Raw genomic sequence first — 23,302 nt, 5'->3', positions numbered from 1 at the left:
CTACATCCCTACCCTACCCTCTTCCAGATCCCGACGGATAGTATCTAAAATCCCATTCACAAAGGCGGAAGCCTCTTCACTGCTAAAAATCTTGGCCAATTCCACGGCTTCATTTATGGCCACAGAAGGAGGAATCTCCTCCTGCAAAAACATGAGCTCGTAAAGTCCCAGGCGCAAAATATTTCGGTCCACTACCGACATGCGCTCTACCGGCCAACCTATAGCGTATTTATCCAATAACTCATCTAGTTTCTCCCTGTTTTCCTCCACACCCCGGACCAACTTTTGGGCAAAGGAGATGTCCCCGGGGCCAAGGCTTTTACCTTCAAGTACCTGCTCTAGCGCAGCCTCTCCCGAAATGCGAGCGATATCGGCAGCGAACAAAGCCTGTAATACCCTGCGCCTAGCCTTTCTCCGGCTCAAGCGGTAAACTACACCCCTTTCTACCAGCGCCTGCGCAAGATGCGCTCCCACCAACCCGACCAGCCTTGCCCGCCGTCAAGACCACGGCCTATAAAGTAGCCTACCATCATGCAAAAAACGATAAACAACGTTTTAAGGAGCCCCCACGCAGCTACAGCAAGCCCGAAAAGCAGTCCCAGTGCAAGGCCTAAAATCTTTCCCCGGTGTTCACGCCATATTTTTAGCAGTTCATCCTTACCCAATCCTGCCTCACTCCTAATCCACACGCCTTACTGTTTCATAAGCGATACCGTTAACCGAAATACGTACTTCCAGGATCTCAAGGCCTGCCGTGCTGGTTACATACCGACGCACATTATTCTGGAGCTCCTGAGCTAGGGCGGGTAAATTCTGGTCGGGGCTTGCGGTCACCTCTAAGGATATGGATACCCCCTCGGGCAAAAGTTTAAGGTAAGGCTTAACCTCCCGGAGTCCTTTGACCTGCCGCGCCCCCCTTATGACCAACTGCTCTAAGGCCGTAGAACTTATGGTAACCTCCCCTTCTTCTGCCCGGTGGATGATAACCTGGTCTACTTTCTTACGGGGCACCTTTAAACTCGACCAGAAAAAACGCCAAGACACCAAGAACATACCTGCCGCTATTATAGCTCCTATCACCCGGTAGTCGGTTCTGGTAAGGGTGTACTCGTACAGGTCGAGAAGAACCGTCCATCCCGCACTGGTAAGAAGAAAACTCAAACTTAAAGCGCCCACTAATAATGAATAAAGGGCGAGGACCGCCCGTTCAAAAAGAAGCACTTGACGACCAGCCTCCCTCTACCGCACCCGGCTCGTCTCTTCTTCGGGTGCCTTCTCGTGGGGGAAAGCTACTCCTTGGACGTGAACATTGACTTCTACTACCCTAAGACCGGTCATGCTTTCAATCGACCTTTTTACCCGTTCCTGGATCTTTATGGCTACATCCGGTATCCGTACTCCGTAGTCTACAATGACGAAAAGATCCACCGCTGCTTCCTTTTCTCCTACTTCTACCTTTACCCCTTTAGAAAGGTTTTTCCTTCCCAGCATTTCGGCTATACCGCCGGCAATACCGCCGCTCATCCCGGCTACGCCTTCTACCTCTGTAGCCGCAAGACCAGCAATAATAGCCACCACTTCATCTGCAATCCTAATGGAGCCCAATTCAGTCGATACCTCAGGTGTCGATGCAGTTTTAGTAGGTTCCATCAAGTAAGCACCTGCCTTTCCCAGATTTCCTTTCCATTATACCAGAGCTGACCAGCTCCTACAATATTTTGAGATATGCTCAGTTCTTAGCCTTTTTCTTACGGCCCGCTAAAAAGATGAACAGCGCATAGGTAGCCTAATGCGGCACGCGTCCATTAACCCGGCGAAGGAGGAAACGAGTTGGCTCCGTCGAATAAGACAAGAGAAATTGCCGCAAAGGTATACTATTCAACGAGGGAGGTGAACTTTTTGGAAGCACTTGTAAAAGATGTAGCTAGGATATTAAAGGACTCACGCAAAACTCTAGCTCTCACCGGTGCCGGTGCCAGTACCGAAAGTGGCATCCCTGACTATAGGAGCCAGGGCACAGGTCTGTGGCAAAAGTATAACCCTATGGAAAAAGCCAGCGTTACGGCCCTACTGTCCAACCCTGAAGAATTTTACCGCTTTAATCTCCCGCGCTGGTCAGGCTATCTACAAGCCAAACCAAATGCCACCCACTTTGCACTGGCTAAGCTAGAAGAAAAAGGTCTTATTTATGGAATCATCACTCAAAACATAGACGGCTTGCATCAGAGGGCAGGTTCTAAGAAAGTGTGGGAAGTACACGGACATCTTCGAACCTGTCACTGCCTGGAATGCGGCAGAAGCTACCCGTTCAACGAGCTTATTGAGCAATTTAATCAAGGAGTCAACCCGCCTAAGTGCTTTTTGTGCCACGGGATGTTACGGCCAGACGTGGTACTTTTCGAAGATCCCATGAGTGAAGATTACTATAAGGCCCTGCAAGAAATGAAAGACTGCGATACCCTAGTGGTGGTCGGGAGCAGCTTACAAGTCTATCCTGTCGCCGATTTACCGCGTCTTGCCTCGAGGCTGGTAATAATAAATAAAGAACCCACGCCATGGGATTATAAGGCCGAAGTGGTAGTTTATGAGCAAGCCGGAAGATTTCTATCCGAACTCTTAAAACACCTTGGCGAAAACTAACGGTCCCTAAAATTAACCCGTAGCCGGGCCCAAACGCCGCCAAATTTAATCCACCAGGCGGCGTTGGATGAAGTTGGTGTACACCTCTCCCCGGCGGAAGAAAGCGTTGTCCAATATCTTAAGGTGAAAGGGGATGGTGGTAGGCACGCCTTCGACAATCATCTCCTGCAAGGCGCTTCGCATCCTGGCTATAGCTTCCTCCCGGGTAGGAGCCCAGGCGATGACTTTCGCTATAAGAGAGTCGTAGTAAGGGGGTATCTCATACCCCGAGTACAGGGCACTATCCACCCGGATGCCGAAACCACCCGGAGCATGGTATTTTTCCACCCGGCCTGGCGAAGGCCGGAAGTTATGGGCCGGGTCTTCAGCGTTTATCCGGCACTCCAAAGCGTGCCCCCGTATTTCAACATCCTCTTGCCTGTAGGGTAACTTTTCTCCTGCTGCAATGAGAATCTGGGCCTTGACGAGATCGATGCCTGTAACCGCTTCGGTAACAGGGTGTTCTACCTGGATACGGGTATTCATCTCAATGAAGTAATAACGACCGTATTTATCCAGCAAAAACTCCACTGTACCCGCGCCGTAGTACCCAACGGCCGCCGCAGCCTTTATAGCCGCTTCTCCCATCTCTTGGCGCAGCTCCGGCGTTAAGGCAGTAGAAGGAGCCTCTTCTAATATTTTTTGGTGGCGGCGCTGGATGGAACAATCCCTCTCTCCTAGATGAACGATATGGCCATGGGTATCTCCTAAAATTTGAAACTCGATATGCCGGGGTTCTTCAATATACTTTTCTAGATAAACATGTCCGTTACCGAAAGCTGCCTCGGCTTCCTGCCGGGCTACCTGAACAGCTTGCCGCAATTCGGAAGGGTTCTGGGCCACCCGCATTCCCCGTCCGCCACCACCTGCCGCAGCTTTAACAATCACGGGATACCCGATATCTTCCGCTAGAGCTAGGGCCTGCTCCACTTCCGTAACTACCCCTTCAGAACCCGGCACCACCGGTACACCCGCCGCTTTCATCGTCTCCCGGGCCCGGGCTTTATCCCCCATAAGCTGGATGGCTTGTGCTGGTGGACCTATGAAGGTCAAACCGGAAGTAGAGCACATCTCGGCGAAATAGGCGTTCTCGGCTAAAAAGCCGTAACCGGGATGAATGGCCTCAACTCCGGTCACCTGTGCTGCCGCGATAATGCTGGGAATGTTTAAGTAGCTGCGTGTAGCGGGTGGAGGACCTATGCATATTGCTTCGTCGGCCAATCTAACATGTAAAGAATTGCGGTCTGCTTCAGAGTAAATGGCCACAGTCTTGATGCCCAGCTCACGGCAAGCGCGAATAACACGCACAGCAATCTCGCCGCGGTTAGCAATAAGCACCTTCTTGAACACGAGTACCTCTACTCCTTTTCCAGGCGGAATAGAACTTGGCCATATTCTACGGGTTGGCCGTTTTCCACCAGGATCTCAACCACACGCCCGGCCACTTCTGCAGTAATTTCGTTCATCAACTTCATGGCTTCAATTATACACAAGGTCTGCCCGGGTTTAACCCGACTTCCAACCTCCACAAAGGGTGGGGCATCCGGAGCAGGAGCACGATAAAAGGTACCTACCAGAGGTGCCCTCACTTCTACTATCTCAGCAGCCGGTGAAGGAGAAGCTTCTTCCTTAGCGGGAGAAGAAGCTGGTTGTTCAGAGGCTACACTAGACTTTATGGAAACCGAAGGCTCTGTACCGCCGCCCCGCTTTATACTGACCTTAACGCCTTCGCTTTCCAGGTTAAGCTCCGTTACCCCAGTCTCTTCCAAAGCCCTGATAAGCTCCACTATATCCTTTAAGTTCATATCCTTTTTCACCTCTCTAACATCTATTTGCCCTTGGGACCTTGTTCCTTCTTCTTTTTTCTCCGCTTTTTTCTCCTCTCTCCGCCCGGGGTTTAGCCTGCCGGCTTTTCTGTCTTCCAAGAATTTCCTGGCCACCTGGGGGAACAAAGCATAGGAAATTACATCTTCTTCGCTTTCAGCCAGGTCCCCTATCTCCCGCCTGGCTTCTTCTAATCTAGGTGGAAGATAGTCGGCGGGCCGGCCTGTGATGGGCTCTTCATCGCCGATTATCCTCCGTTTTACCTCCTCGTCTACGGGAGCTGGAGGACGGCCGTAAAATCCCCGCACGTAATTTTTAACCTCTTCCGGTACCACTTTATACCTTTCACCCAGCAAAACGTTAAGTACAGCCTGGGTTCCTACAATCTGGCTGGTAGGTGTCACCAAAGGCGGATAGCCTAACTCTGCTCTGACCCGCGGTATCTCTCTTAAAACCTCATTAATGCGGTGGGCTGCTTTCTGTTCTTTAAGCTGGTTTACAAGATTGGAGATCATCCCTCCAGGAACCTGGTGCTGAAAAACCCACATGTCACTGAGGCGGGTAACCCCGCGTTCATAGCCCAACTCCCGCCGTACTCCATCGAAGTACTCAGCTATTTCAAAAAGCAACTCTAAATCAAGCCCTGTATCATAAGGCGTACCGGCGAGAGCCCTTACCACGGTTTCTACCGGAGGCTGCGAAGCCCCAAAGGCCAAGGGGCAAGAGGCTGTATCTACGATGTCCACACCGGCCCGGGCCGCCTCCAGATAACTGCCTAAAGCCAGACCCCCAATATAATGACTGTGCAACTGTACGGGTACCTTTAAATTTTCTTTAAAAAGTTTCACCAGCTCATAGGCCACGGGGGGAGCAAGCAATCCTGCCATATCCTTGATGCAGATGGAATCTACCCCCATCTCCTCAAGCTGTCGCGCTACATCCAAAAAATGTTCTATGGTGTGCACGGGGCTTATGGTATATACTACGGCGCCCTGCACGTGGGCTCCCTCTTTCTTGGCTACTCTTATAGGAAACTCCATGTTGCGCAGATCGTTTAAAGCGTCAAAAATGCGAATGATATCAATACCGTTGGAAACCGCCCGGCCTATAAAGGCAGCCACCACGTCATCCGGGTAATGCTGGTACCCCACTAAAGACTGGCCCCGCAAGAGCATCTGCAGGGGTGTACGCTTGACGTACCGCTTTATAGTACGCAAGCGCTCCCAAGGGTCCTCATCTAAATAGCGCAAACAAACATCGAAGGTAGCGCCACCCCATACTTCCAAGGAATGGTAGCCCACACTGTCCAGCTTCTCTAGTATAGGAATCATGTCTTTGGTAGCCATCCTCGTGGCCCAAAGGCTTTGGTGACCGTCACGCAAGGTAGTATCCGTTATCCTAACTCCCAAGGGTGTCAAAACCTCCTTGAAAATCCTTAGTCTTCCTTACAAGGAAGTTGCCTTTTTGGCCCCTCTGCATCTTGCCCTATTATATAAGAGGTTTATTACGTGGCGCAATATATAGGAGGCAAGTATACATTATATTTGTAGCCCTCCTGGCACTTGATTGGGAGGGCTGCCAAAACCTGCTTCCTCCACTTATCCCAACGTGCACGGATGGTAGAAAAATCCGGTGGGCTTTCCGGTCAAAAATATAAGCGGGCATCAGCCCGCCCTATTCTTGCTCCTGAGGTACCTAGAAGTGGCCTTGGGGAACCTCAGTAGCCAGCTTCACTTTTGAGGAATAATACTTATCTGCTCCCGGGGACGCCCGGTAGAACGGGAAACCAGGTCTCCGATTTTGTTGGCATCCTCCTCGGTAAGTTTTTCCGCCATTACTACTACATTCACAGCCTGGGGTTGAATGAATACTGCGGCTTCCTTATATCCTTTTGCTACAATAAGCTTTTCCAGCTGGAGCTCTAGGTCCATCTGTTTGGTAAGATCTACTAAACGTTTCTGGGCTTCTTGCTTGCTGTCACCCGGTGCGTTGGGATTATCTATAATTTGTTTTAACATATCTATCTGTTGGCTACGCCGCCGGTCCCTCTCCAACCGGTACTCTACAAAAAAGGCTGTACCTCCTTGCCCGGCCTTCTCCGTAGCACTCTTTAAAATGTCCTCTGCCTTTATGTCTGTCTTCGCCCCTGAAGAGGCAGGAGATGTTGTTTGAGTAGTTCCTCCGGTTTTTTCTAAACCGCTGAGCTCGCGGGCCGGACCTTCCGCCGGTGTATCTGCCGGGCTGCTTTGAACAGCCTGCTGGTCTCCGTGAAGGAGATAGGCTAGCACCCCAAAGGTCAGCACTAAAGCAACCAGCACCCTCATTTTATCGTTAATTTTTATCACAGTCCCCACTCCTTTCACTTGCGCATGGGTAAAACCTGAACTTGGTGGGGAGCAAGGCCCCATAAAGTCTGCACAGCTTCAGTAAGCCGTGACCGAACCAAGGGATCATTACCCCCTTCTGCCACCACTATTACTCCCTGGATTTGCGGCTTAGACTCCCTCACCACCACCGGTTCTTCTCCCTGGACGGTGCTGGTACGGGCTAGTACTAGCTGGCCGTCTTCGTTCGTCTCTGTGGTTACCCTGCTCACACCGCTCTTATCTTTTTCTTCCGTACTACGTCTGGTTGCCCTTGTATTGGTAGCGTATTGCTTGAGGGGTGTAGAAGATAACGATACACTGACCTTTACTTTCCCGGCACCTTCTACTTGTTCTAAAATAGTCTGGAGCTCTGTCTCCAAAGCCCTGGCAAAGGTAAAGAGCTCGCTTTCTTGGTTTTGGCCTTCCCCTTGATCTGGTGAACGCGGTGCCTGGCTCCTGGATTTAGGCTCCAGCATGTGACCCAGGCTCAAAAAAATACTGCCCAGTACCAGCAATCCTACAGCTGCCCACAGGTACCAGGGAGGTTTACCCGGCAGGCGCCATCCCTTTAACCGGTCCTCTTGCGGCACCACTTCACCCCCTTCTGCGCTATTTTTACTCGCCGGGCAGCATATCAATATCCGCTGCCTCCGGGTCCACACCATAAAAGTAAGCTAAAGTCTGCCGGATTCTTGCTTCTACCTCTTCAGGGCTAGCCTCCTTATCCAAGACCACGGAGACATGTACACGGCGTATTTTCGTATTATGCGGGCTCCCTGGCTCCACCTCTACCTGTACTTCTATATCCTTAATTCCCGGTATCAAAGCCACAAGAGTGCGCATCTGGCTGGATAGCCTTTTCTGAAAAATTTCCAAGGCAGTCCCTTCTGTACTTCCGGCCATTACCCCTTCCGACACCTTAAACTCCAGCTCACTACCGGGCCTCAGATCCCAAGACATGACTTCCAAAGCTTTACCCCGACTAAAACTTTCCGCCAAAGGCGAAAGGATGGCCACGATAACAAATAAACCGAGAACCAAGCGCACGTATTTACTTAAAGCCTGCTGCGGAAGCATCATCTCCATTAAGCCCGCCAAAAGGGCGATGAGGGCTACCTGCCTAACTATTTCCCCGATTACCTCTAGCAAAAAGTTTAAACCCCCTTCTACCCTCTCAGGGCCACCAATAAGTTTCCCAAAAGCACCAGTACACCTATGGTTAGGTAAAACATCAGGGTCACACCTATTAAGCATGCGAAAAGAAGAAGCAAAGCCCCGCCCATCCCTTCCAAAGCATCGGAGAGCTGGTTCTCACCGAAGGGTTGCACCAGTGCTGCTGCCACCCGGTAGACCAGGGCTAAAGAAACGATCTTCAAAAGGGGAAACACTACTAGGAAGGATATTATGATCACTCCTGTGATTCCCACGGCGGTTTTCAGTAATAGGGTGGTACCCGCTACGGTAGCCACCGCATCGGATAGTATCTTTCCCACTACAGGTACAAAGGAAGAAGTAGCGAATTCCGCTGCCCTCAATCCTAGCCCGTCAGCAACAGAACCGCCGATACCATAGATGGAAAGAACCCCGGTGAAAAGGGTTAGCATAAGTCCCAAGAGAGCCAAAGAAAACTGGCGTAAAAGCCCGGCCAGCCGGCTTATCTGGAAACGGTCAGAAATGTGGCTGACCAAACTCAAGATGGCTCCTAAATATATGAGGGGGAATATAGTGCCCCGGGTAACGGTACCCGCAATGATAAGGCTGTAGGTGAGTACGGGCTGAAGCAGGCTGGAAGTAGTTAGCCCTCCTGTAGCGGCCAGTAATGTTACTAATACAGGTAGCAGGGATTGAAAAAAACTCACCATACGGTCGATGGCCTGGCTGGCCGCCTGTAAGGCCAGGGTAAAAGGAGTTAAGGCCAGCCCCATTAAAGCCAGAAACACCACTCCATGGGCCACTTTGGCCGCTGTACCTTCACCAAAAGCTGCTTGTAAATTATGAAGCACGGCTCCTGCCACGGCTAAAATCACCAACTGGCTTAAAAGTTTTACTCCCGCCCATAGTTCCCGAAATAGATACCCGGCCAGTCCCCTGGCTACCTCCTCCGGGTCGACCGGCAACTCGCCGTGCCGGATCCTATCCCATATATCCCGCCACCTCAAAGAGGGGAGATAGGCGCCGGCTTCCCGCTCCAGCTCTTCTAGGTACCGGTCCAGCCCCTCTAGGTTTAACTCACGGATCTGTTCTTCTAAGTGCTTGTCCAAAAGGGAGGCCATTTCGTTTTCCTCTTTAAGTACGGGAACGACCTCCCTGGCTTCCAAAGGAAAAGGTAAAACTAATATGAAAAGGATTATAAGGACTTTGTGCAGAACGATTTTCCACCGCACTCCTACACCTTCTTTTGGCGCCTTAAGGCAATAATTTCACAATGCTCTCCAAAATGGCCACAATGATGGGTATGGACAAAACCATAATCAAAACCTTAGTGGCCAGCTCCACTTTGCTTGCTATAGCGTTTTCTCCCGCATCCCGGCACACCTGGGCACCGAATTCCCCCACGTAAGCTATACCTATTATTTTTAAAACGGTGGTAAGGTAAAAACGGTTAATGCCGGCCCGGTCCGAAAGGTCGGAAAGGACTTGAATTACCGCGGCGATACGGTCTACTAGAAGAAGGAACATTAAAGCGCCTGCTACTAAGCTGATAAGCAGAGCTATCTCTTTAGATTGGGCCTGCCTTACCACCACAACTATGAACGTGGCTGTTAGGCCGAGACCTACAAGCTGGAAGATCTCCATAAGGGTTCCCCTTAACCTAATACAATTGGAACACGGCCCGTACGGCATTAAAAAGTTCCAGGATAAGCGGGATGACCCATAGTAACGCTATGGCTAGCCCGGCTAAAACAGTCATATAAGCATATTCGTCCCTACCTGCCTGCTTGAGGAAAGTGTAGAATATGGTAATTATAATGGCCAGGGCTGCCAGGCGAAAGATCAAGTTTACATCTACTCCCAGCATCTTATGCTCTCTCCCTTCAATACATAAGCAAGACCAGGGTTATACCCAGAAGAAAACCTAACGTCCGCCACATTTTACCCTGACGCTGGGCAGCCTCTTCGGCTAGTGCAAGCTGCTGCTTTAAATGTTCTCGGGCCAGCTCTAAATTTTTGACTTGATCTTCCCGGCTAGATACCCCCAATCCCTGGCCTAAAGTTTTAAGTATCTCGAGATCTTGCATATGAAGGGCGCTCTGTTCCTTAAGTTTTTTCAAGCCTTCTTCCCAAGCCTCCGCGGCAGGCAAGCCCGGCTCCTCCCTCAAAAGGGTTGCAGTTTGTAAGAATAAAAGCTTGACTGCCCCCTCCAGCCGCCCTCCAACTTTCCCTAGAGCCTGGGGTAAGGGAGTAGAGGCATATACAATTTCTGTCTCAAGTAGCTTTAGCCCGCTTATTAAGGACTTAAGCTGTACCGGACGGGTCTGGTAGATATTTGCCAAAATTAAACCGAGAAAACCGCAGCTTAATATCACCAGGCTGGCACCGGCCACCTTAAGCAAAGCCGCGACCTCCCTTAAAAGCTCTAACTTAAAAGCTTCCGTGGACCTGCTAAAAGGGCCCTACCCTCCCCATCCACGACAGCCTCCACAGTGCCCGGTCCGAGGCCCCGGCTAAGAAGAATAAACCTCTGCCATACTCCTTGCTTAAGTAAAGGCTCCCATCCCGGTCGCTTTTTTAGCTCCTCCAGTGTAGAAGCATGAACGCTAGCCAGTAAAATAACCCCACTGTGAAGGGCTTCTTGAAGCGCCTCCAGCTCTTTAGGCTTGCCCACTTCATCCGTAGCCACCACTTCCGGTCCCATAGCCCGTACCAGCATGAGCAGTCCTTCCCCTTTAGGACAACGGTCCAGCACATCCGTACGGGGTCCCACATCTAACTGGGGAATACCCTGATAGCAACCTGCTATCTCGGACCGCTCATCCACCACACCTACATTTAGGCCCGGAAGACCGAGGTCGGAGATACCATAGCTAAAGGTGCGTACCAGATCTCTCAATAAAGTCGTCTTCCCGCACCGTGGGGGGGAGAGGACCAGTGTGTGATAAGGCCGGCCTGAAGGGCTCACCAAGTACGGTAAAAGGGGCCTTGCGCAACCGGGAAGGCTCCGGGCCAGGCGGATATTTAGGCTGCTGATATTCTTTAAAGTCCGTAGGCTACCCCTCTCTACTACCGACTCTCCGGCAAGACCCACCCGGTGACCTCCCTTTATCGTTATGTAACCCGCGCGAAGCTCTTCTTCCAAGGCGTACAAAGAATTCTGAGTTAGAGCTTGCACCGCATGCTGTACGTCTTTTACCTCTACCCGGTAAGCTTCCTCGAAGTTTACAGTTAAACGCCCTTCAATGGTGATCCAAGACTCCCCGCCTGTCCACCGGATATGTAAGGGTTGGTGGCAGCGCAGGCGTATTTCCTCCAAAGTTTCCTTAACCTTTGGGGGAAGCTTAGTTATCAACTCTTTTAGCCTCGGAGGTAAAAGATATAAAACTTCATCTACCTGCTCTACCCCCATGGTAAACTTCCCCTCCCTGCAATAATGCTTATTACCTACCTGCCAATTTTATGCAAAAAAATAACCCGGCTTTAAAAGCCGGGTAAAATTTAAAATGCCAAGTTAGATGTCTTCCGTATCCCCTTCCTTCGGTTTGTCTTCATCTTTGTGCTCCTGGCCCGGAGGTACTAGACTTCCCTTACCTTCTTCATTTACGAAGACTACAGTATTACAACTAGGGCAGGTAACCTCTACTACATCTTCATCATCTAGGATGTCGGCATCAAAGCAAACTATCTCATGGCACTTAGGGCATTCTACTTCTATATAATCTTCTTCATAGTCTTCATCGTCATAGTCCTCGTCTTCATCCTCCAGGTCTTCATACTCATCTTCGTCTTCTTCATCTTCTTCGTCCTCTTCGTCGGCAGAATAGAATTCATCTTCCAGATCATAAAGATCTTCATCGAGATCCTCGAGGTACTCTTCTAGGTCCTCATACTCGTCATAAAGATCATGGATAGCTTCTGCCATATCATCAAGTATGGATACTATCTCCTTTAATATCTTCCCTTCTTTATCATCTTCTAGCTGCAGGCCTTCCATTAAGCCCTGGAGGTAAGCCACTCGCTGGCGTAGGTCTCGCACAATAAAGCACCCCTTTTTAAAAGCTTTTACTTAAGGCTAGCAGCAGTCTCCCCTTAATTACCTTTCCCTATACTCTTTCAATGTATGCTCCTGTTCGGGTATCTATGCGGATCACATCACCTACTTCCACAAATAGAGGAACCTGCACCACAGCACCTGTTTCTACTACTGCCGTCTTAGAGCCCCCTGCCGCGGTATCGCCTTTGATTCCGGGTTCCGTCTCGATAACCTTAAGTTCCACGAAATTGGGAAGCTCGATCCCGATGGTCTCTCCCTGGTAAAAAAGCATGTCAATAACCATATTGTCTGTCAGGTACTTGGTAGCCTCATCGAGCTTTTCCCGCGGTAGAGCGAATTGTTCGAAGGTCTCCGAATCCATGAAGTAGTAAGTGTCACCATCGTTATAGAGATACTGCATCTTGCGCCTGTCCACATGGGCGCGGTTAACCTTCTCTCCTGCCCGGAAGGTCCGCTCGATAACTGCTCCTGTACGGCGGTTCTTAAGCTTCGTGCGCACAAAAGCCGCACCCTTCCCGGGCTTTACGTGCATAAATTCCAAAACAGTATATACTTCGCCATCCACTTCTATGGTAAGACCGGTACGGAAATCATTGGTGGAGATCAAGCCTTGCTCGCCTCCTTCGCTTTGAGCTCTGAGCAGCAGCTTCCCACAGATTTAAGTTTTAGATCTCGAGAAATCCCTTACTTATTTTCGTCAGCAGCCTGCAACCCCCTTCCTCTACCACAGCCATGTCTTCTATCCGTACACCGCCCCATCCGGGAATGTAGACACCGGGTTCTACCGTGACTACTGCCCGGGCGGGAAGGGGGTCTTCCTCACGCCAGCTTAGAGTAGGCTTCTCATGCACGCTTAAGCCCACCCCATGCCCCAGGCTGTGGCTAAAGTAATCACCTAGCCCCGCTTCTTCCAAATATCTTCTAGCTAAGGCATCTATTTCCCGGCCGGGAAGGCCGGCCCGGAGGGCTTGCAAAGCCTCCTCCTGGGCCTTTAACACCGCCTTATAAATCTTACGTTGTTCATCCGTAGCCGGGGCTACGGCTACCGTACGGGTAAGGTCGGAACAATACCCGTGATAAACCGCACCAAAATCCAAGACTACCAGGTCGCCGGGCTTAAGTTTACGGTCTTCCGCCCTACCATGGGGCAGGGCCGACCGGGGACCGGAGGCCACAATCACGGGGAAAGACGCAGCAGTCGCTCCCCGTTTGCGCATAAAATATTCCAGTTCAAGAGCCACATCCTTCTCCTTGACGCCGGGCTTCAGATACTCCAGTATATGTTCCCACGCTGCCTCCGCTATTACTACGGCCTGCTGGATGTAGCCTAGCTCTTCCGGCTCCTTTACCGCCCTTAACTTTTCTACCACTGCGGAGGCAGGTTTAAGTACGGGCTTTTGCGGCCAATTCTTTACGGCTTCCTCCAGCCGGCGGTACGCGGAGACCGTGAGAGCCTCTTCTTCAAAATAGAGCTCTCTTAGCCCGGCCCGCGCAACCACTTCCCCCATTTTCTCAAAGGGCTTCCTGCCCAGGTCTACCACTTCAAAGCCCGGGGCCTCTTCGCGCGCCTGCTCTGTAAACCGGCCATCGGTTAAAAGCCAGTTCTTCTGCGGTGTTAGAAGTAGGTACCCGCTTTCGCCTGTAAAACCGCTTAAGTAAAGGCGGTTCGCCGGATCGCTTACCAAAAATCCGAGGTTCTCTTCAATTAAGCAACCCTTTTCTTCTAAGTAAGACCATAGGCGCCCAATGCGCTTTAGCATAAGCTTTACCTTTCCTTCCTCCGGGCAAGCTCCAAAGCGGCCCAAAACCCCAGCCGGTAGCTCAAAGGACCGAACCCGCTGATCTGGCCCTTTACTACCGGTGCCGTAACGGTATGCCGCCGGAATTCTTCCCGGCCGTATATATTGGAGAGGTGAACCTCTACCACAGGGTAGTCCACCGCCGCTATGGCGTCACGAAGGGCGTAGCTGTAATGGCCCAGGGCACCTGGATTAATGACCGCGGCATCTACCCTGCCGCAGGCCTGGTGCAGCCGGTCAATGATGGCGCCCTCATGATTAGACTGGAAAAATTCCACCTCCGCTCCAGCCTGGAGGGCTAGCCCTTCCAGCTCTCTATTTATCTCCTCTAGAGTAACCCGGCCGTAAACCTCTGGCTCCCGGCGACCTAAAAGATTGAGGTTGGGTCCATGGATCACCAAAATCTTCATGGCCGCATTGTAACATACTCCTTAAAATTTGGCTAGAGGGATATGATGAAGCTCCCCCACATCTTTCACATACCGCTTATACTCATGTTACTTATACGTACTGTAGGGGCCCCGGTGGATCCATAAAAGGTTAGATCATTGCCTACAGCTTCAATCGAGTTAAGAAGGTTTATGAGGTTTCCGGCTATGGCTACACCGCGGACGGGAGCTTTAAACTCGCCCCCTTCGATCCACATCCCCACCACGCCGACAGAGAAGTCTCCGGATATAGGATTAGCTGTGTGCATACCCAGTACATCCGTCACATAAAGGCCACGGGGCACCTCTTTAATGAGTTCTTCGGGAGAACACCGGCCTGCCGCAAGGTAAAAATTGGTAGTACCTACCTCAGGTGTAGATTTGAAAGAGCCCCGTGCTCCGTTCCCTGTGGAGCGTACCCCTTCTTTAGCTGCCGTGTAGGTGTTATGGAGAAAACCGCGTAAAATCCCTTCCTCCACCAACACGGTCTTCCCCGTGGCCACACCTTCACCGTCAAAGGGAGCAGAAGCAACCCCCCCAGGCATCCGTCCATCGTCGATGATATGTACTACCGGTGAAGCAACCCTTTGACCCACTTTACCCCGAAAAAGGGACTTTCCCTTTTGCACGGAATCCGCAGCCAGGGCCGGAGCTATAACCCTTAAGAAACTGGCCATAACATAGGGATCGAAGATAACCGGCGCCCTCTGGGTATTGACCCTCTTTGCCCCCAGGAGCCGTACGGCCCTTAAAGCTCCCTCCCGGCCTATTTTTGCAGGATCCAACTCTGCAAGTCTTAAGGAAGTAGCCATACCGAAACCGGTCTGGCTTTCCTCTCCATCAGTAGCCACAACAAAAATACTTGCCCCGCAATAGGCCCCCCAGTAGGTGGCAGCCACTCCTTGAGAATTGGCAAGGGCGATCACGTAACGCCGGTCAAAATAAGAACAGCTTTCTGTAATCTTAACCCGGGGATCGAAAGCCCGGGCCTCGCGTTCCATCTCTTTGGCCAGCTCTATCTTGGATGTTAACGGCCTAGCTTCTATCTCCGGATCGAAGAGGTCCAGATAGGGATACTCCTGGGGCCCAGGCAAGCAATTGCACTCATCAGGTGTAGCTCTCCTGGCGTTGGCCAAGGCCTGTTCTATAGTTTCATCAAGGGCAGAAGCACTAAAATCAGTGGTATAAGCAAAGCCCACCCGGCCATCCCACAGTATACGGAGCCCCAGGCCGCTCTCCTGGGCTAAGGTTAAAACCTCAACCTCCTGCTCGCGCACCTCTATATCCAGGTTTTCCCCTGCACTTACGAAGGCTTCAGCTAAGGCCCCTTTCTGGGTAGCTTTTTCGACCACTAGCTGGGCCAGATCAAGATACTTCCGTGCCAAGTTTTCGTAGTCCATCACGGATTTTCCTCCTCGTCCAGTATGCCACCCACTACCATCTCCGGAATGCGAATCGTAGGTTGGGCATCACCCACGGGCACTCCCTGCCCGTCCTTGCCGCAAGTACCCAAACTAAACCCCAGATCACTTCCTACCCGGTCTACCATCTTCAAAACTTCCGGCCCGTTGCCGGTGAGAGTTGCCCCTCTTACTAAGGGCCCGATCTCCCCGTTTTCAATCAAGTACCCTTCTGCTACGTCAAAGACAAAGTCCCCATTGGTGGTATTTACCTGCCCTCCTCCCATACGCTTGACCAATAGCCCTTTCTTTGTTTCCCTGATGATAGCCTGAGGATCGTCTTTACCCGGCGCGATAAAAGTATTGGTCATCCGGGGGATAGGGCGATCCCGGTAGGACTCTCGCCTGCCATTGCCTGTAGATCTGCGTCCCTCTTTACGGGCCGTCAAGTAATCATACATGTAATCCACGAGTATACCATCTTTGATAAGGACCGTTCTCTGGCCCGGCTGGCCTTCATCATCGAACCTGAAGGATCCGTACTTACCGGGCAAAGTTGCATCGTCTATTACAGTAATCAAGGGTGAAGCCACCTGCTGGCCTTTCTTACCTGCATATACGGAAAGTTTTTTCTGCACCAGGTCCGCTTCCAGCCCATGGCCGCAGGCCTCATGAATCATAGTGCCACCCGCCTCCCCGGCCATAACCACCGTCATCCTTCCAGCTGGGGCGGGCCTGGCTTCCAGCATCCGGACGGCCCTTTCCGCAGCTTTTCGGGCAAGCTCCACCGGATCATTCTCTTCAAAGAGCTCAAAACCTATAAGCCCTCCAATGGATTCGTAACCGGTTTGGATAATCTTACCATCGCTGGCCACAGCATTTACTACAAAACGGCAGCGCACCCGCTCGTCTTCCACCAATATACCTTCACTATTAGCGATAGTTACCTCCTGGATAATATCACCATAAGATACGCTTACCTGGACAATCCGTTGGTCCACCGCCCGCGCTGCTTCGTTGGCCCGCTGGACAAGTGCTACCTTCTCTTCCACCGGTATTTCGTCCGGGCGTTTTTTTACCTGGAAGTCCCAGTTAGGCTTGGGCCTTTGCCACTCGATTTCCGGTTTATTATTTCCCTTACCGCCTGCAGCCCTACCTAGCTTTCGGGCCAGTTCTAAAAGGCCATCCCGGGTAAGTTCATTAGTGTAACCGTAAACAGTATCCTCTCCCTTTAGGACGCGTATCCCAGCGCCCTGGTCCAGGCCAGAATGCACCCTCTCAATCTTATTATCCTCACACCCTATGACTGTTGTCTGCCGCCTTTCTAGAAAAACTTCGGCAAAATCGCCCCCTCCCTCCAGGGCGGCCTCTAAGATAACTTTTAAGTCATCAGGCGCGAGCAGCATCTTTCCACCCCTTACTTCCAAAACCTTCTGCCCTAGTATGATTCAAGATGTGGTCAAATATTCCTTTAGATAGTTGAAAAAAACATATCCGCCAGGGCTGCCTTAAGGTCGGTGTAGTCCCCTGGACCCGCCTCCTTCCATTCTACCTGGATAATAAGCCGGTTGACTCCAGCCACGTCTATCTCTATGTATTGGGGATACGCGCCCGGTTTCAAAGGCGCGCTGGTAAAAAGTTCCCGTTCATCGCCGCTTATCCGTAAAATGAAGCTTCCGCTGCTGTTTCTTGTACTGTCCTCCACACCTGCAAAGCCCTTAAGTTTCAAATATCCGGCCTGCAAGTCCAGCACCGCCTCTGCCCTAGGCTTGCCCTTTTCCAGATCGACCACTATACCGTGCTCGAAGCGCCGGCCTCCTATATTTATGGCCCGGTCCGCCGGGTAATAAAAAGGGCCCACATTCCGCAAAACCCTTATTCCCTCCAGCCAGGGCGCCCCTGCCCTGCTACGGTTGCGGCCGCGAGCTGGAAAAGTATATTCCACTGTTTCGCTTTGCTTCCGTCCTCCTGGTACTGCCTCTTCAGTGCGGTCTTCAGAGTTGCGGGTTGAAATCTTGGACGCAGCGCTTTCTCTAGAATCGGGTTTTACCTCGGGACTCTCAGTTCTTAAGGATGTAGGGGAGGTAGCAGAATGGGATTCACCATAAAATGACACCTTCTTGCTGCCGGAGGGCTCACCTGCCGAGGGAAGGGGTAGGAAAATATCCACGCGACCTGAGGGTAAAAGGGCCACAGCCCGTCCCTTGCTAGCAGTTTCATCCCCAAGCTCATAAAAGTCCACGATAAAGTTGGCCTCTACGTTGCCTCCTTCCTTACCTGCCAGCTTCAGGTCCCTTATCTCGAGTAAGGCGGGCAGATTTTCCAACTGGCGGAGGTAATTTTCTATTTGAGGATAGCCTCCTTCAACCGCAACCTGAAAACGTTGTACGTTAAAACTTCCCCGTTTTTCAACCTCCATGGGGCGAAACAATAAAACCTTTACCCCTTTATCTTGGGGTTGGGCCGCACCCAAAAAAGCCTCTTTATCGAGCAGGGTTAAACCCAGCCGGGCCCTGGTCATGGAAATTTCCGCCTCGGCCCGGGCTAACTCTTCCTTAAGTAACGGCAGCTTTAAAGCGGCTTCCCGGACGGCCGTAAGCCTGGCACTCTCAGCCGAAAGTTCCTTTTTGGCTTGCAAATAACGTGGGAGTTGGTATTTTACCACCACTCGATGGACAAAGAACAACCCCGCCACCACAACAAGAAGGAGCACCAAGAATTTCTCTCTACTACTTAGGTGCTGGTATTTTCGCCACACCACAACATGAATTCCCCCCAGGTTTATTCCGGCGGTTCCCCCAGTAAAGACCTTATGCTAAACTCTAAAACCGCTTTATCCTCAGGGGCTGCCTGGACGGATTGGAGCCTTACATCCTGTAAGAAAGTCAGGCTCCGTAAAGCCTCCAGACAGCCCGCTACTGCGGCCAAAGTGTAAGTCCTGCCGGTAAAAATTATTTCTCCATTAGGGGTAACCTCAAGCTTGGTCATCCATGCTTCCCTGGGCAGCGCCGAATCTAAAGCCGCCAAAACGTCTGACCACCTTCTCCTTTGCTGCACCAGGTTCTCTAGCTCCGCTTTCTGCCGCCGGAGATCCTCTATCCTTTGCTGCACCTTTAAGGCTTCTTTTTCTTGTGGTTGATAAAGTTTCATCTGGGCTTTAACATTTTCGAGACGCCTCAAGATAAGTAGGCCATGTGCAGCAAAGAGACAATATATGGCCGTTACTAATCCCGCCAGGGATACCGCAATCTTTCTGCGATCCCTAAAGAAAGGCAGGGGTTGGGGAGGCCTTACCTCGGGAGGAAGCAGATTTATCTTTACCATAACCCTACGGTTCTCTCCTCATACTAAACCTCAACTTTCCCTTAGTGCCAGGCCCACAGCTACGGCGAATTCAGGGCCAAGGCCGTAAGTACTCCCCATTTCAACTGGCAGTTCAAGTTGTATCTCTAAAAAATCCTTCAGCCCTTCTTGGTATGAACCTCCTCCGGTAAGATAAACCTTAGACGGGCTGAATTCCCTCCCCACCTGGGAACGGTAAAACTCTAAAGAGCGGCGGATCTCCTGGAGCAGGTTAAAAAGGGGATTAAAGCCCTGCGGGGTATCTTCCGGGGAAACTGTTGCAATGCCCGCATTTATCCTCCTGCTGTATAGCAATTGTCCTCCCCTCACCAGGATCACCTGAGCAGAATTTGCTCCCAACTCCAAAACGATGGCCTCCTCATTTATTTGTCTCGCCAGAGCCCGGCACAAAGCTGCCGGTACCAGGTCCAGGGCCACCAATTCCAGGCCTGCCGCCCGAAATATGCGATAATACGAGAAAGCCAATTCCCGGGGTGCTGCCGCCAACATTACCAGCATCTGGCCTGCAAAGCCCGTAGGCTCGGGGTCCAAAATGGCGCAGTCCAATACCATATCCTGCGTACTCACAGGTAGATATCTCTCAGCCTCATACTCGAGCCCTGAACGCAACTCCTGTTCAGGCATGCGGGGAAGCCGCAGGTAACGTACGATGACCCTCTCACCGTCTATAGCGCTTACCGCTTTTCTGCCTTTAAAACCGCTTTGCTGAACAACATCGACCAAAGCGGCGGTCATCTGGGTTTCGTCGACTACACCGGCAGGCGGGGCTTCCCTCATGCCTTGAGCTACCACCCGCCTGCCCTTTAAAGCCACCACTTTGATGAGCCTAGAGCCCAAGTCTACCCCCAGCAAACTCTTATCTGTACGCCTTAAAATGCGGAACAAGCATTTTTCCTCCTGTTTTTTATATCTTCTTTTAATAATCGTGTTAAGCTGAACGACATAATCCTCCTGCTAGGCAGAAAGCCTCATAAAGGAAAGGCAATAATTTAAAAGACGGGATAATTTTCTTTCCAAGATAATATCTTTAGCTGCGGCAACACTCCTATAAGTGAGTAGAGCTCAATGAGCTGCGGGTTATATCTAATGGTAACATTTCCACCTCCACCTTTTCCTCTACCTCCGCCTCTACTTTCGCCATCACCTTCGCCTATACCCAGCCCTCCGAAATTTAAACCCTGGGCCATCAAGGCTCCCTCCAGCTCCGCATTCCCTTTAGCATGGAAAGTTCCTCCAGCTATAATAATGGCCTTTACCTGGCTATTTTCTATGTCCACATCACCCAGGCAAATAATAGTAATCCTATCGTAGGAGGAAGCCGGCAAAAGATCCCTAGGGATCGAAACATCTCCTTCTACTACAAAGGTGGCCTGTCCGGAATAAGTACCGGAAAAGGTAAGATTTCCTTTAACGTAATATACTCCTGTATAAACACCCGTTCCGCTTAAAGTAACATTTCCAGAATAGTATTGGCCTGCCTGCCTGGCCTCTGTTTCGTAATAGTTAAGGTTTAGTTCCGGAAAGCGGGGAAAATCCCTAACATTGGTATACACCTGACCTTCTATCTTATCCCAACCCTCTACGCTTCCTGAAACGTATACGTCTGCATCCACATAAGCAGAGCCTGAAAGCGTAAGATTCCCGTTAAGGAGCAACTTTCCCCGGTTCAGGCCAGTATTCATCAGAGAGAAATTCCCTCGTATGTCTAGATCAAGGGGCGTAGGAGGTAGGAGGCTTAAACCCCCAAGGAGGTTCTGCACGCTTACGTAATATAATGTGGCTTTTAAGGTCTTTTGAGCGCTCACAAATTTTCCTAAAGAGGTAACCTCTATTTTTAGTCCCGGACCGTCGGCGCTTTTATGTAAGGTTACCTTGCGGATCTCGCCGCCGGCGTAAGGGCCCGTAAGTTCCGTTACCGTCTCATCCCGCCCCCATCCAAATCCATCCAGCCATCTCGGATCCTCCCTTATCCTGGCTATAACCCTTTCTATACCAGCCTCAGCTATATAATAAGCTTGCACCTGCTGCCTTTGGTACTGGATGTTCCGGCGGTGGATACCGGCAACTTCTAAAACACCCGTAGTAAGAGCTAAAACGAGGGAGGTCACAAGCACTACAAACAGTAAAGCCTGGCCTCTCTGGCTATTTTCAATGCGACAGATCATATCATCACCGCACAAGCACCTTGGTGCTTAAGGTGAAACCCTCCTTCTCCCTTTCCCCCGCAACCAGAGTAATCCCTATCAAAGCATGGGAAGGGTCATCTTCCGCTTCTTTCTCAAAACGCAAATCCTTTATAAAACTTGCTACCGGATTAACGCCCCCGCCCTTCTCGCGCATAAGCTGCTGGCGGCCGACATCATGATAATAACGCACCCTGGAACCATCATCCAAGATAAAGGTTATAGAGTTACTTTGAATTGTCACGATCTCCTTAGCGCTCCTCAACTCCCGTACCAGCCTATCCAACGCGATACGGGCGTTCTCCTGGATATCCACCTGAACTTCCTCACGTTTATACACAAGCGCTCCTTGGGCATAAAGGAGTAAGGCTGCACTCAAAACAAGAACAAGGATGGTCACCGCCACAACCACTTCTACCAAAGTAAACCCGTCTGCCTTACCCTCCAAAGTTTTTACCTCCAGCCTTTATCTGCCGTCAAGCTCACCTCTTTACGGCCGCTTGCATCTTCATAAAATACCGTCACTGTAACAGTTTTAAGATAACGGCCGCTCTCCTGGACGGAAACACGGTAACTAAAGGACGGGTTTTCCGTGAAAGTTACAGGAGGCTCCTGGGGATCTTCCGGCTCGTTTCGCACTCCCTCAAAGGGCTTCCCCTTTATTTCTTCTATTTTGCTTTGCGCTAAAGCCAAAGCCGTAAGGTCCTCCCTAGAAGAGGCCGTCCAGCGGGTAGCCAAGACTATGTACTCAATTAAAGGCACCAGAGCCATCCCTAAAATGGCTACACTCACCACTACCTCTAAAAGGGTGAATCCGTATTCTCGCCTGCTCACAACCCTTTTACTCCACCTCCCAGCTTTCCGGGGGTGAGCTGCTTACACGGATTCGGCCTGTAACGGAGGCCACGATAACATAAAGAAGCCGGCCGGAAACCGCATCCTGCAAAGTGACCGTACCCCCTCTAGGGTAAGGCGTACCCTTGGCAGTAAAACTCAAGGAGTTATTGCTAAAGGTTGTAGCCGCGATCTTGACAGTACTAGGTAAAGCAACGGTTTTTATTACCTTAGGAGAAACGCTCTCTGCCTTCCGCACTTCGTAGTAGCTACCGCCCAATGCAAAAAAGATGTTATAATAACTGCTCTCCTCATTAAGGGCCCTCTGCTGGACTTCGCGCAAATCTTGAGCCATTTTCCCGGCAGATGTTTTAAGGCGGTAATAACCCAGGGGCTTGATAAAGAAGGGCAGGCTTATATGCAAAATTATGCCTATAATGCTTACGACTAAAGCCAGCTCAATGAGTGTAAATCCCGAGGATGCCGCCCTTTTATTCAAAAGTGTCGCCCCTGCCTTCTAGGACTTTTCATTGGCCCATTCTAACTTAAGATTAAACGTACCAGAAACGGTTTAAATACCAAGAAAGAATATCGTAACCCCAAAACAAAGATATAAAAGCCCCGGCGCTTAAAAAAGGAGCTAAAGGTATGGGGTCCTTTCGACCCTTTATACGGGTCAAAAGCAAAAGGAGCCCTACCATCCCCGCAAGGAAAAAGCCCAGCAAAACCCCTATAAATCCTAGGGGCCAGCCCAAAAACAGGCCAACTGCCGCGGCAAGTTTTATATCCCCGCCGCCCACGTTACCCTTGCTGAGCACGGCCAGAAGCCATACCAGGCCACCCGCCAAAAAAGCCCCTAGCAAACCCGATGTTAATGTTATTTCAATATTCGACAACAAGAATCCTCCTGCAACAGCCAACGCAGTAAAATTTAGGCGGTCGGGTATCAAATAATGCTCGATGTCTATAAAAGAAGCCGCAATCAAGATACTGGCTAAGCACAAGTATTTAAGCAATACAAGGCTTAGCCCCAGGCGGAAAAAGAGCGCGGCAAAAACCGCGCCCGTCAGTAACTCTACCAGGGGATACCTTAAGGAAATTCTCTCACGGCAATGCCGGCAGCGACCTCGCAAGATTATGTAACTTAGTAAGGGTATCAAATCGTACCACGCCAGCACCGTCTTACACTTAGGACAGTACGACCGCCCGAAAACAAC

The 23,302-nt window shown here is 50.8% G+C and carries 29 protein-coding genes; 1 reads left to right on the top strand and 28 read right to left on the bottom strand.

Annotated elements, in window-relative coordinates; translation table 11 throughout:
• The 4 genes from nusB to L5656_RS03645 are packed head-to-tail and all read right to left on the bottom strand — an operon-like array spanning window position 1 to window position 1,650.
• On the bottom strand, window positions 1-474 hold the full coding sequence (gene nusB / locus L5656_RS03660) for a transcription antitermination factor NusB (RefSeq protein ID WP_297199178.1): 474 nt from the start codon (window positions 472-474) through the stop codon (window positions 1-3).
• Window positions 444-665, bottom strand: a complete 222-nt coding sequence (locus tag L5656_RS03655) for a DUF2273 domain-containing protein (RefSeq protein ID WP_297199175.1) — start codon at window positions 663-665, stop codon at window positions 444-446. Before L5656_RS03655 ends, nusB begins: the two co-directional genes overlap by 31 nt.
• 13 nt (window positions 666-678) lie before the next feature.
• A complete protein-coding gene (amaP, locus tag L5656_RS03650) occupies window positions 679-1,221 on the bottom strand; it encodes an alkaline shock response membrane anchor protein AmaP (RefSeq protein WP_297199173.1) in 543 nt (180 codons plus the stop codon).
• A gap of 18 nt (window positions 1,222-1,239) precedes the next feature.
• Window positions 1,240-1,650: an Asp23/Gls24 family envelope stress response protein gene (locus tag L5656_RS03645; protein ID WP_297199170.1), complete on the bottom strand. Its 411-nt coding sequence runs from the start codon at window positions 1,648-1,650 to the stop codon at window positions 1,240-1,242.
• Window positions 1,651-1,890: 240 nt separating this feature from the next.
• Between L5656_RS03645 and L5656_RS03640 the strand changes: the two genes are divergently transcribed.
• Window positions 1,891-2,640: an SIR2 family NAD-dependent protein deacylase gene (locus L5656_RS03640; RefSeq protein ID WP_366017846.1), complete on the top strand. Its 750-nt coding sequence runs from the start codon at window positions 1,891-1,893 to the stop codon at window positions 2,638-2,640.
• 45 nt (window positions 2,641-2,685) lie between these two features.
• On the opposite strand, the gene accC is transcribed toward L5656_RS03640, so the two are convergent.
• From accC to L5656_RS03520, 24 genes are all read right to left on the bottom strand, one after another.
• Window positions 2,686-4,029, bottom strand: coding sequence for an acetyl-CoA carboxylase biotin carboxylase subunit (accC, locus tag L5656_RS03635; protein WP_297199165.1), 1,344 nt, complete (start codon window positions 4,027-4,029; stop codon window positions 2,686-2,688).
• 8 nt (window positions 4,030-4,037) lie between these two features.
• Entirely contained in the window at window positions 4,038-5,912 is a 1,875-nt protein-coding gene (gene accB, locus L5656_RS03630) for an acetyl-CoA carboxylase biotin carboxyl carrier protein (RefSeq protein ID WP_297199162.1), read from the bottom strand.
• A 321-nt stretch (window positions 5,913-6,233) separates the two neighbouring features.
• Complete coding sequence (locus L5656_RS03625) at window positions 6,234-6,848, bottom strand: SpoIIIAH-like family protein (protein ID WP_297199159.1); 615 nt, start codon at window positions 6,846-6,848, stop codon at window positions 6,234-6,236.
• A gap of 14 nt (window positions 6,849-6,862) precedes the next feature.
• Window positions 6,863-7,459 carry a hypothetical protein gene (locus tag L5656_RS03620; protein ID WP_297199156.1) on the bottom strand — a complete coding sequence of 199 codons (597 nt, stop codon included), beginning with the start codon at window positions 7,457-7,459 and terminating at the stop codon, window positions 6,863-6,865.
• Window positions 7,460-7,484: 25 nt separating this feature from the next.
• Window positions 7,485-8,018, bottom strand: a complete 534-nt coding sequence (locus L5656_RS03615; RefSeq protein ID WP_297199153.1) for a stage III sporulation protein AF — start codon at window positions 8,016-8,018, stop codon at window positions 7,485-7,487.
• A 17-nt stretch (window positions 8,019-8,035) separates the two neighbouring features.
• Window positions 8,036-9,253, bottom strand: a complete 1,218-nt coding sequence (gene spoIIIAE, locus L5656_RS03610; RefSeq protein ID WP_297199151.1) for a stage III sporulation protein AE — start codon at window positions 9,251-9,253, stop codon at window positions 8,036-8,038.
• Between the two features lie 22 nt (window positions 9,254-9,275).
• Window positions 9,276-9,665 (bottom strand): stage III sporulation protein AD, encoded by a 390-nt coding sequence (spoIIIAD, locus tag L5656_RS03605; RefSeq protein ID WP_297199148.1) that lies wholly within the window; start codon window positions 9,663-9,665, stop codon window positions 9,276-9,278.
• A 16-nt stretch (window positions 9,666-9,681) separates the two neighbouring features.
• Window positions 9,682-9,888: a stage III sporulation protein AC gene (gene spoIIIAC / locus L5656_RS03600; RefSeq protein ID WP_297199145.1), complete on the bottom strand. Its 207-nt coding sequence runs from the start codon at window positions 9,886-9,888 to the stop codon at window positions 9,682-9,684.
• A gap of 16 nt (window positions 9,889-9,904) precedes the next feature.
• Window positions 9,905-10,414 carry a stage III sporulation protein SpoIIIAB gene (gene spoIIIAB, locus L5656_RS03595; RefSeq protein ID WP_297199254.1) on the bottom strand — a complete coding sequence of 170 codons (510 nt, stop codon included), beginning with the start codon at window positions 10,412-10,414 and terminating at the stop codon, window positions 9,905-9,907.
• Between the two features lie 32 nt (window positions 10,415-10,446).
• The gene (gene spoIIIAA / locus L5656_RS03590) at window positions 10,447-11,433 is read right to left on the bottom strand and encodes a stage III sporulation protein AA (protein ID WP_297199143.1); all 987 of its coding nucleotides are present in this window, start codon (window positions 11,431-11,433) and stop codon (window positions 10,447-10,449) included.
• 102 nt (window positions 11,434-11,535) lie between these two features.
• Entirely contained in the window at window positions 11,536-12,060 is a 525-nt protein-coding gene (locus L5656_RS03585; protein WP_297199140.1) for a CD1247 N-terminal domain-containing protein, read from the bottom strand.
• A gap of 67 nt (window positions 12,061-12,127) precedes the next feature.
• Window positions 12,128-12,685 (bottom strand): elongation factor P, encoded by a 558-nt coding sequence (efp, locus tag L5656_RS03580; RefSeq protein ID WP_297199137.1) that lies wholly within the window; start codon window positions 12,683-12,685, stop codon window positions 12,128-12,130.
• Window positions 12,686-12,743: 58 nt separating this feature from the next.
• Window positions 12,744-13,838 carry a M24 family metallopeptidase gene (locus L5656_RS03575; protein WP_297199134.1) on the bottom strand — a complete coding sequence of 365 codons (1,095 nt, stop codon included), beginning with the start codon at window positions 13,836-13,838 and terminating at the stop codon, window positions 12,744-12,746.
• Window positions 13,839-13,843: 5 nt separating this feature from the next.
• Window positions 13,844-14,287 (bottom strand): type II 3-dehydroquinate dehydratase, encoded by a 444-nt coding sequence (aroQ, locus tag L5656_RS03570; RefSeq protein WP_297199132.1) that lies wholly within the window; start codon window positions 14,285-14,287, stop codon window positions 13,844-13,846.
• Between the two features lie 65 nt (window positions 14,288-14,352).
• Window positions 14,353-15,705 carry a TldD/PmbA family protein gene (locus L5656_RS03565; RefSeq protein ID WP_297199252.1) on the bottom strand — a complete coding sequence of 451 codons (1,353 nt, stop codon included), beginning with the start codon at window positions 15,703-15,705 and terminating at the stop codon, window positions 14,353-14,355.
• On the bottom strand, window positions 15,705-17,111 hold the full coding sequence (locus L5656_RS03560; protein WP_297199129.1) for a TldD/PmbA family protein: 1,407 nt from the start codon (window positions 17,109-17,111) through the stop codon (window positions 15,705-15,707). Before L5656_RS03560 ends, L5656_RS03565 begins: the two co-directional genes overlap by 1 nt.
• A 65-nt stretch (window positions 17,112-17,176) precedes the next feature.
• Window positions 17,177-18,466 (bottom strand): NPCBM/NEW2 domain-containing protein, encoded by a 1,290-nt coding sequence (locus L5656_RS03555; RefSeq protein ID WP_297199126.1) that lies wholly within the window; start codon window positions 18,464-18,466, stop codon window positions 17,177-17,179.
• A gap of 20 nt (window positions 18,467-18,486) precedes the next feature.
• Window positions 18,487-19,029 carry a PilN domain-containing protein gene (locus L5656_RS03550; RefSeq protein ID WP_297199123.1) on the bottom strand — a complete coding sequence of 181 codons (543 nt, stop codon included), beginning with the start codon at window positions 19,027-19,029 and terminating at the stop codon, window positions 18,487-18,489.
• 30 nt (window positions 19,030-19,059) lie between these two features.
• Window positions 19,060-19,953: a type IV pilus biogenesis protein PilM gene (gene pilM, locus L5656_RS03545; RefSeq protein WP_297199120.1), complete on the bottom strand. Its 894-nt coding sequence runs from the start codon at window positions 19,951-19,953 to the stop codon at window positions 19,060-19,062.
• A gap of 104 nt (window positions 19,954-20,057) precedes the next feature.
• Entirely contained in the window at window positions 20,058-21,233 is a 1,176-nt protein-coding gene (locus L5656_RS03540) for a hypothetical protein (protein WP_297199117.1), read from the bottom strand.
• A 4-nt stretch (window positions 21,234-21,237) separates the two neighbouring features.
• Window positions 21,238-21,699, bottom strand: coding sequence for a prepilin-type N-terminal cleavage/methylation domain-containing protein (locus L5656_RS03535; protein WP_297199114.1), 462 nt, complete (start codon window positions 21,697-21,699; stop codon window positions 21,238-21,240).
• A 5-nt stretch (window positions 21,700-21,704) separates the two neighbouring features.
• A complete protein-coding gene (locus L5656_RS03530) occupies window positions 21,705-22,085 on the bottom strand; it encodes a type IV pilus modification PilV family protein (RefSeq protein ID WP_297199113.1) in 381 nt (126 codons plus the stop codon).
• Window positions 22,086-22,092: 7 nt separating this feature from the next.
• Window positions 22,093-22,584 (bottom strand): prepilin-type N-terminal cleavage/methylation domain-containing protein, encoded by a 492-nt coding sequence (locus L5656_RS03525; protein WP_297199110.1) that lies wholly within the window; start codon window positions 22,582-22,584, stop codon window positions 22,093-22,095.
• Window positions 22,585-22,636: 52 nt separating this feature from the next.
• Window positions 22,637-23,302 (bottom strand): prepilin peptidase (locus L5656_RS03520; RefSeq protein ID WP_297199108.1); only part of this gene is annotated, 666 nt, incomplete at its 5' end.

The sequence above is a fragment of the Thermanaeromonas sp. genome, from assembly GCF_021890735.1.
GTDB lineage: Bacteria > Bacillota > DSM-521 > Neomoorellales > Neomoorellaceae > Thermanaeromonas.
Note: the sequence above shows the minus strand (reverse complement) of the source record. Positions and strands in the feature narration are given on the sequence as shown.

Bases quoted from the DNA above. Each gene is read 5' to 3' on its own strand.
- L5656_RS03560 (WP_297199129.1), bottom strand. From the start codon at position 17,111: ATGCTGCTCGCGCCTGATGACTTAAAAGTTATCTTAGAGGCCGCCCTG.
- spoIIIAD (WP_297199148.1), bottom strand. From the start codon at position 9,665: ATGGAGATCTTCCAGCTTGTAGGTCTCGGCCTAACAGCCACGTTCATA.
- spoIIIAA (WP_297199143.1), bottom strand. From the start codon at position 11,433: ATGGGGGTAGAGCAGGTAGATGAAGTTTTATATCTTTTACCTCCGAGG.
- L5656_RS03575 (WP_297199134.1), bottom strand. From the start codon at position 13,838: ATGCTAAAGCGCATTGGGCGCCTATGGTCTTACTTAGAAGAAAAGGGT.
- L5656_RS03540 (WP_297199117.1), bottom strand. From the start codon at position 21,233: ATGATCTGTCGCATTGAAAATAGCCAGAGAGGCCAGGCTTTACTGTTT.
- aroQ (WP_297199132.1), bottom strand. From the start codon at position 14,287: ATGAAGATTTTGGTGATCCATGGACCCAACCTCAATCTTTTAGGTCGC.
- L5656_RS03645 (WP_297199170.1), bottom strand. From the start codon at position 1,650: ATGGAACCTACTAAAACTGCATCGACACCTGAGGTATCGACTGAATTG.
- L5656_RS03565 (WP_297199252.1), bottom strand. From the start codon at position 15,705: ATGGACTACGAAAACTTGGCACGGAAGTATCTTGATCTGGCCCAGCTA.
- L5656_RS03550 (WP_297199123.1), bottom strand. From the start codon at position 19,029: ATGGTAAAGATAAATCTGCTTCCTCCCGAGGTAAGGCCTCCCCAACCC.
- spoIIIAC (WP_297199145.1), bottom strand. From the start codon at position 9,888: ATGCTGGGAGTAGATGTAAACTTGATCTTTCGCCTGGCAGCCCTGGCC.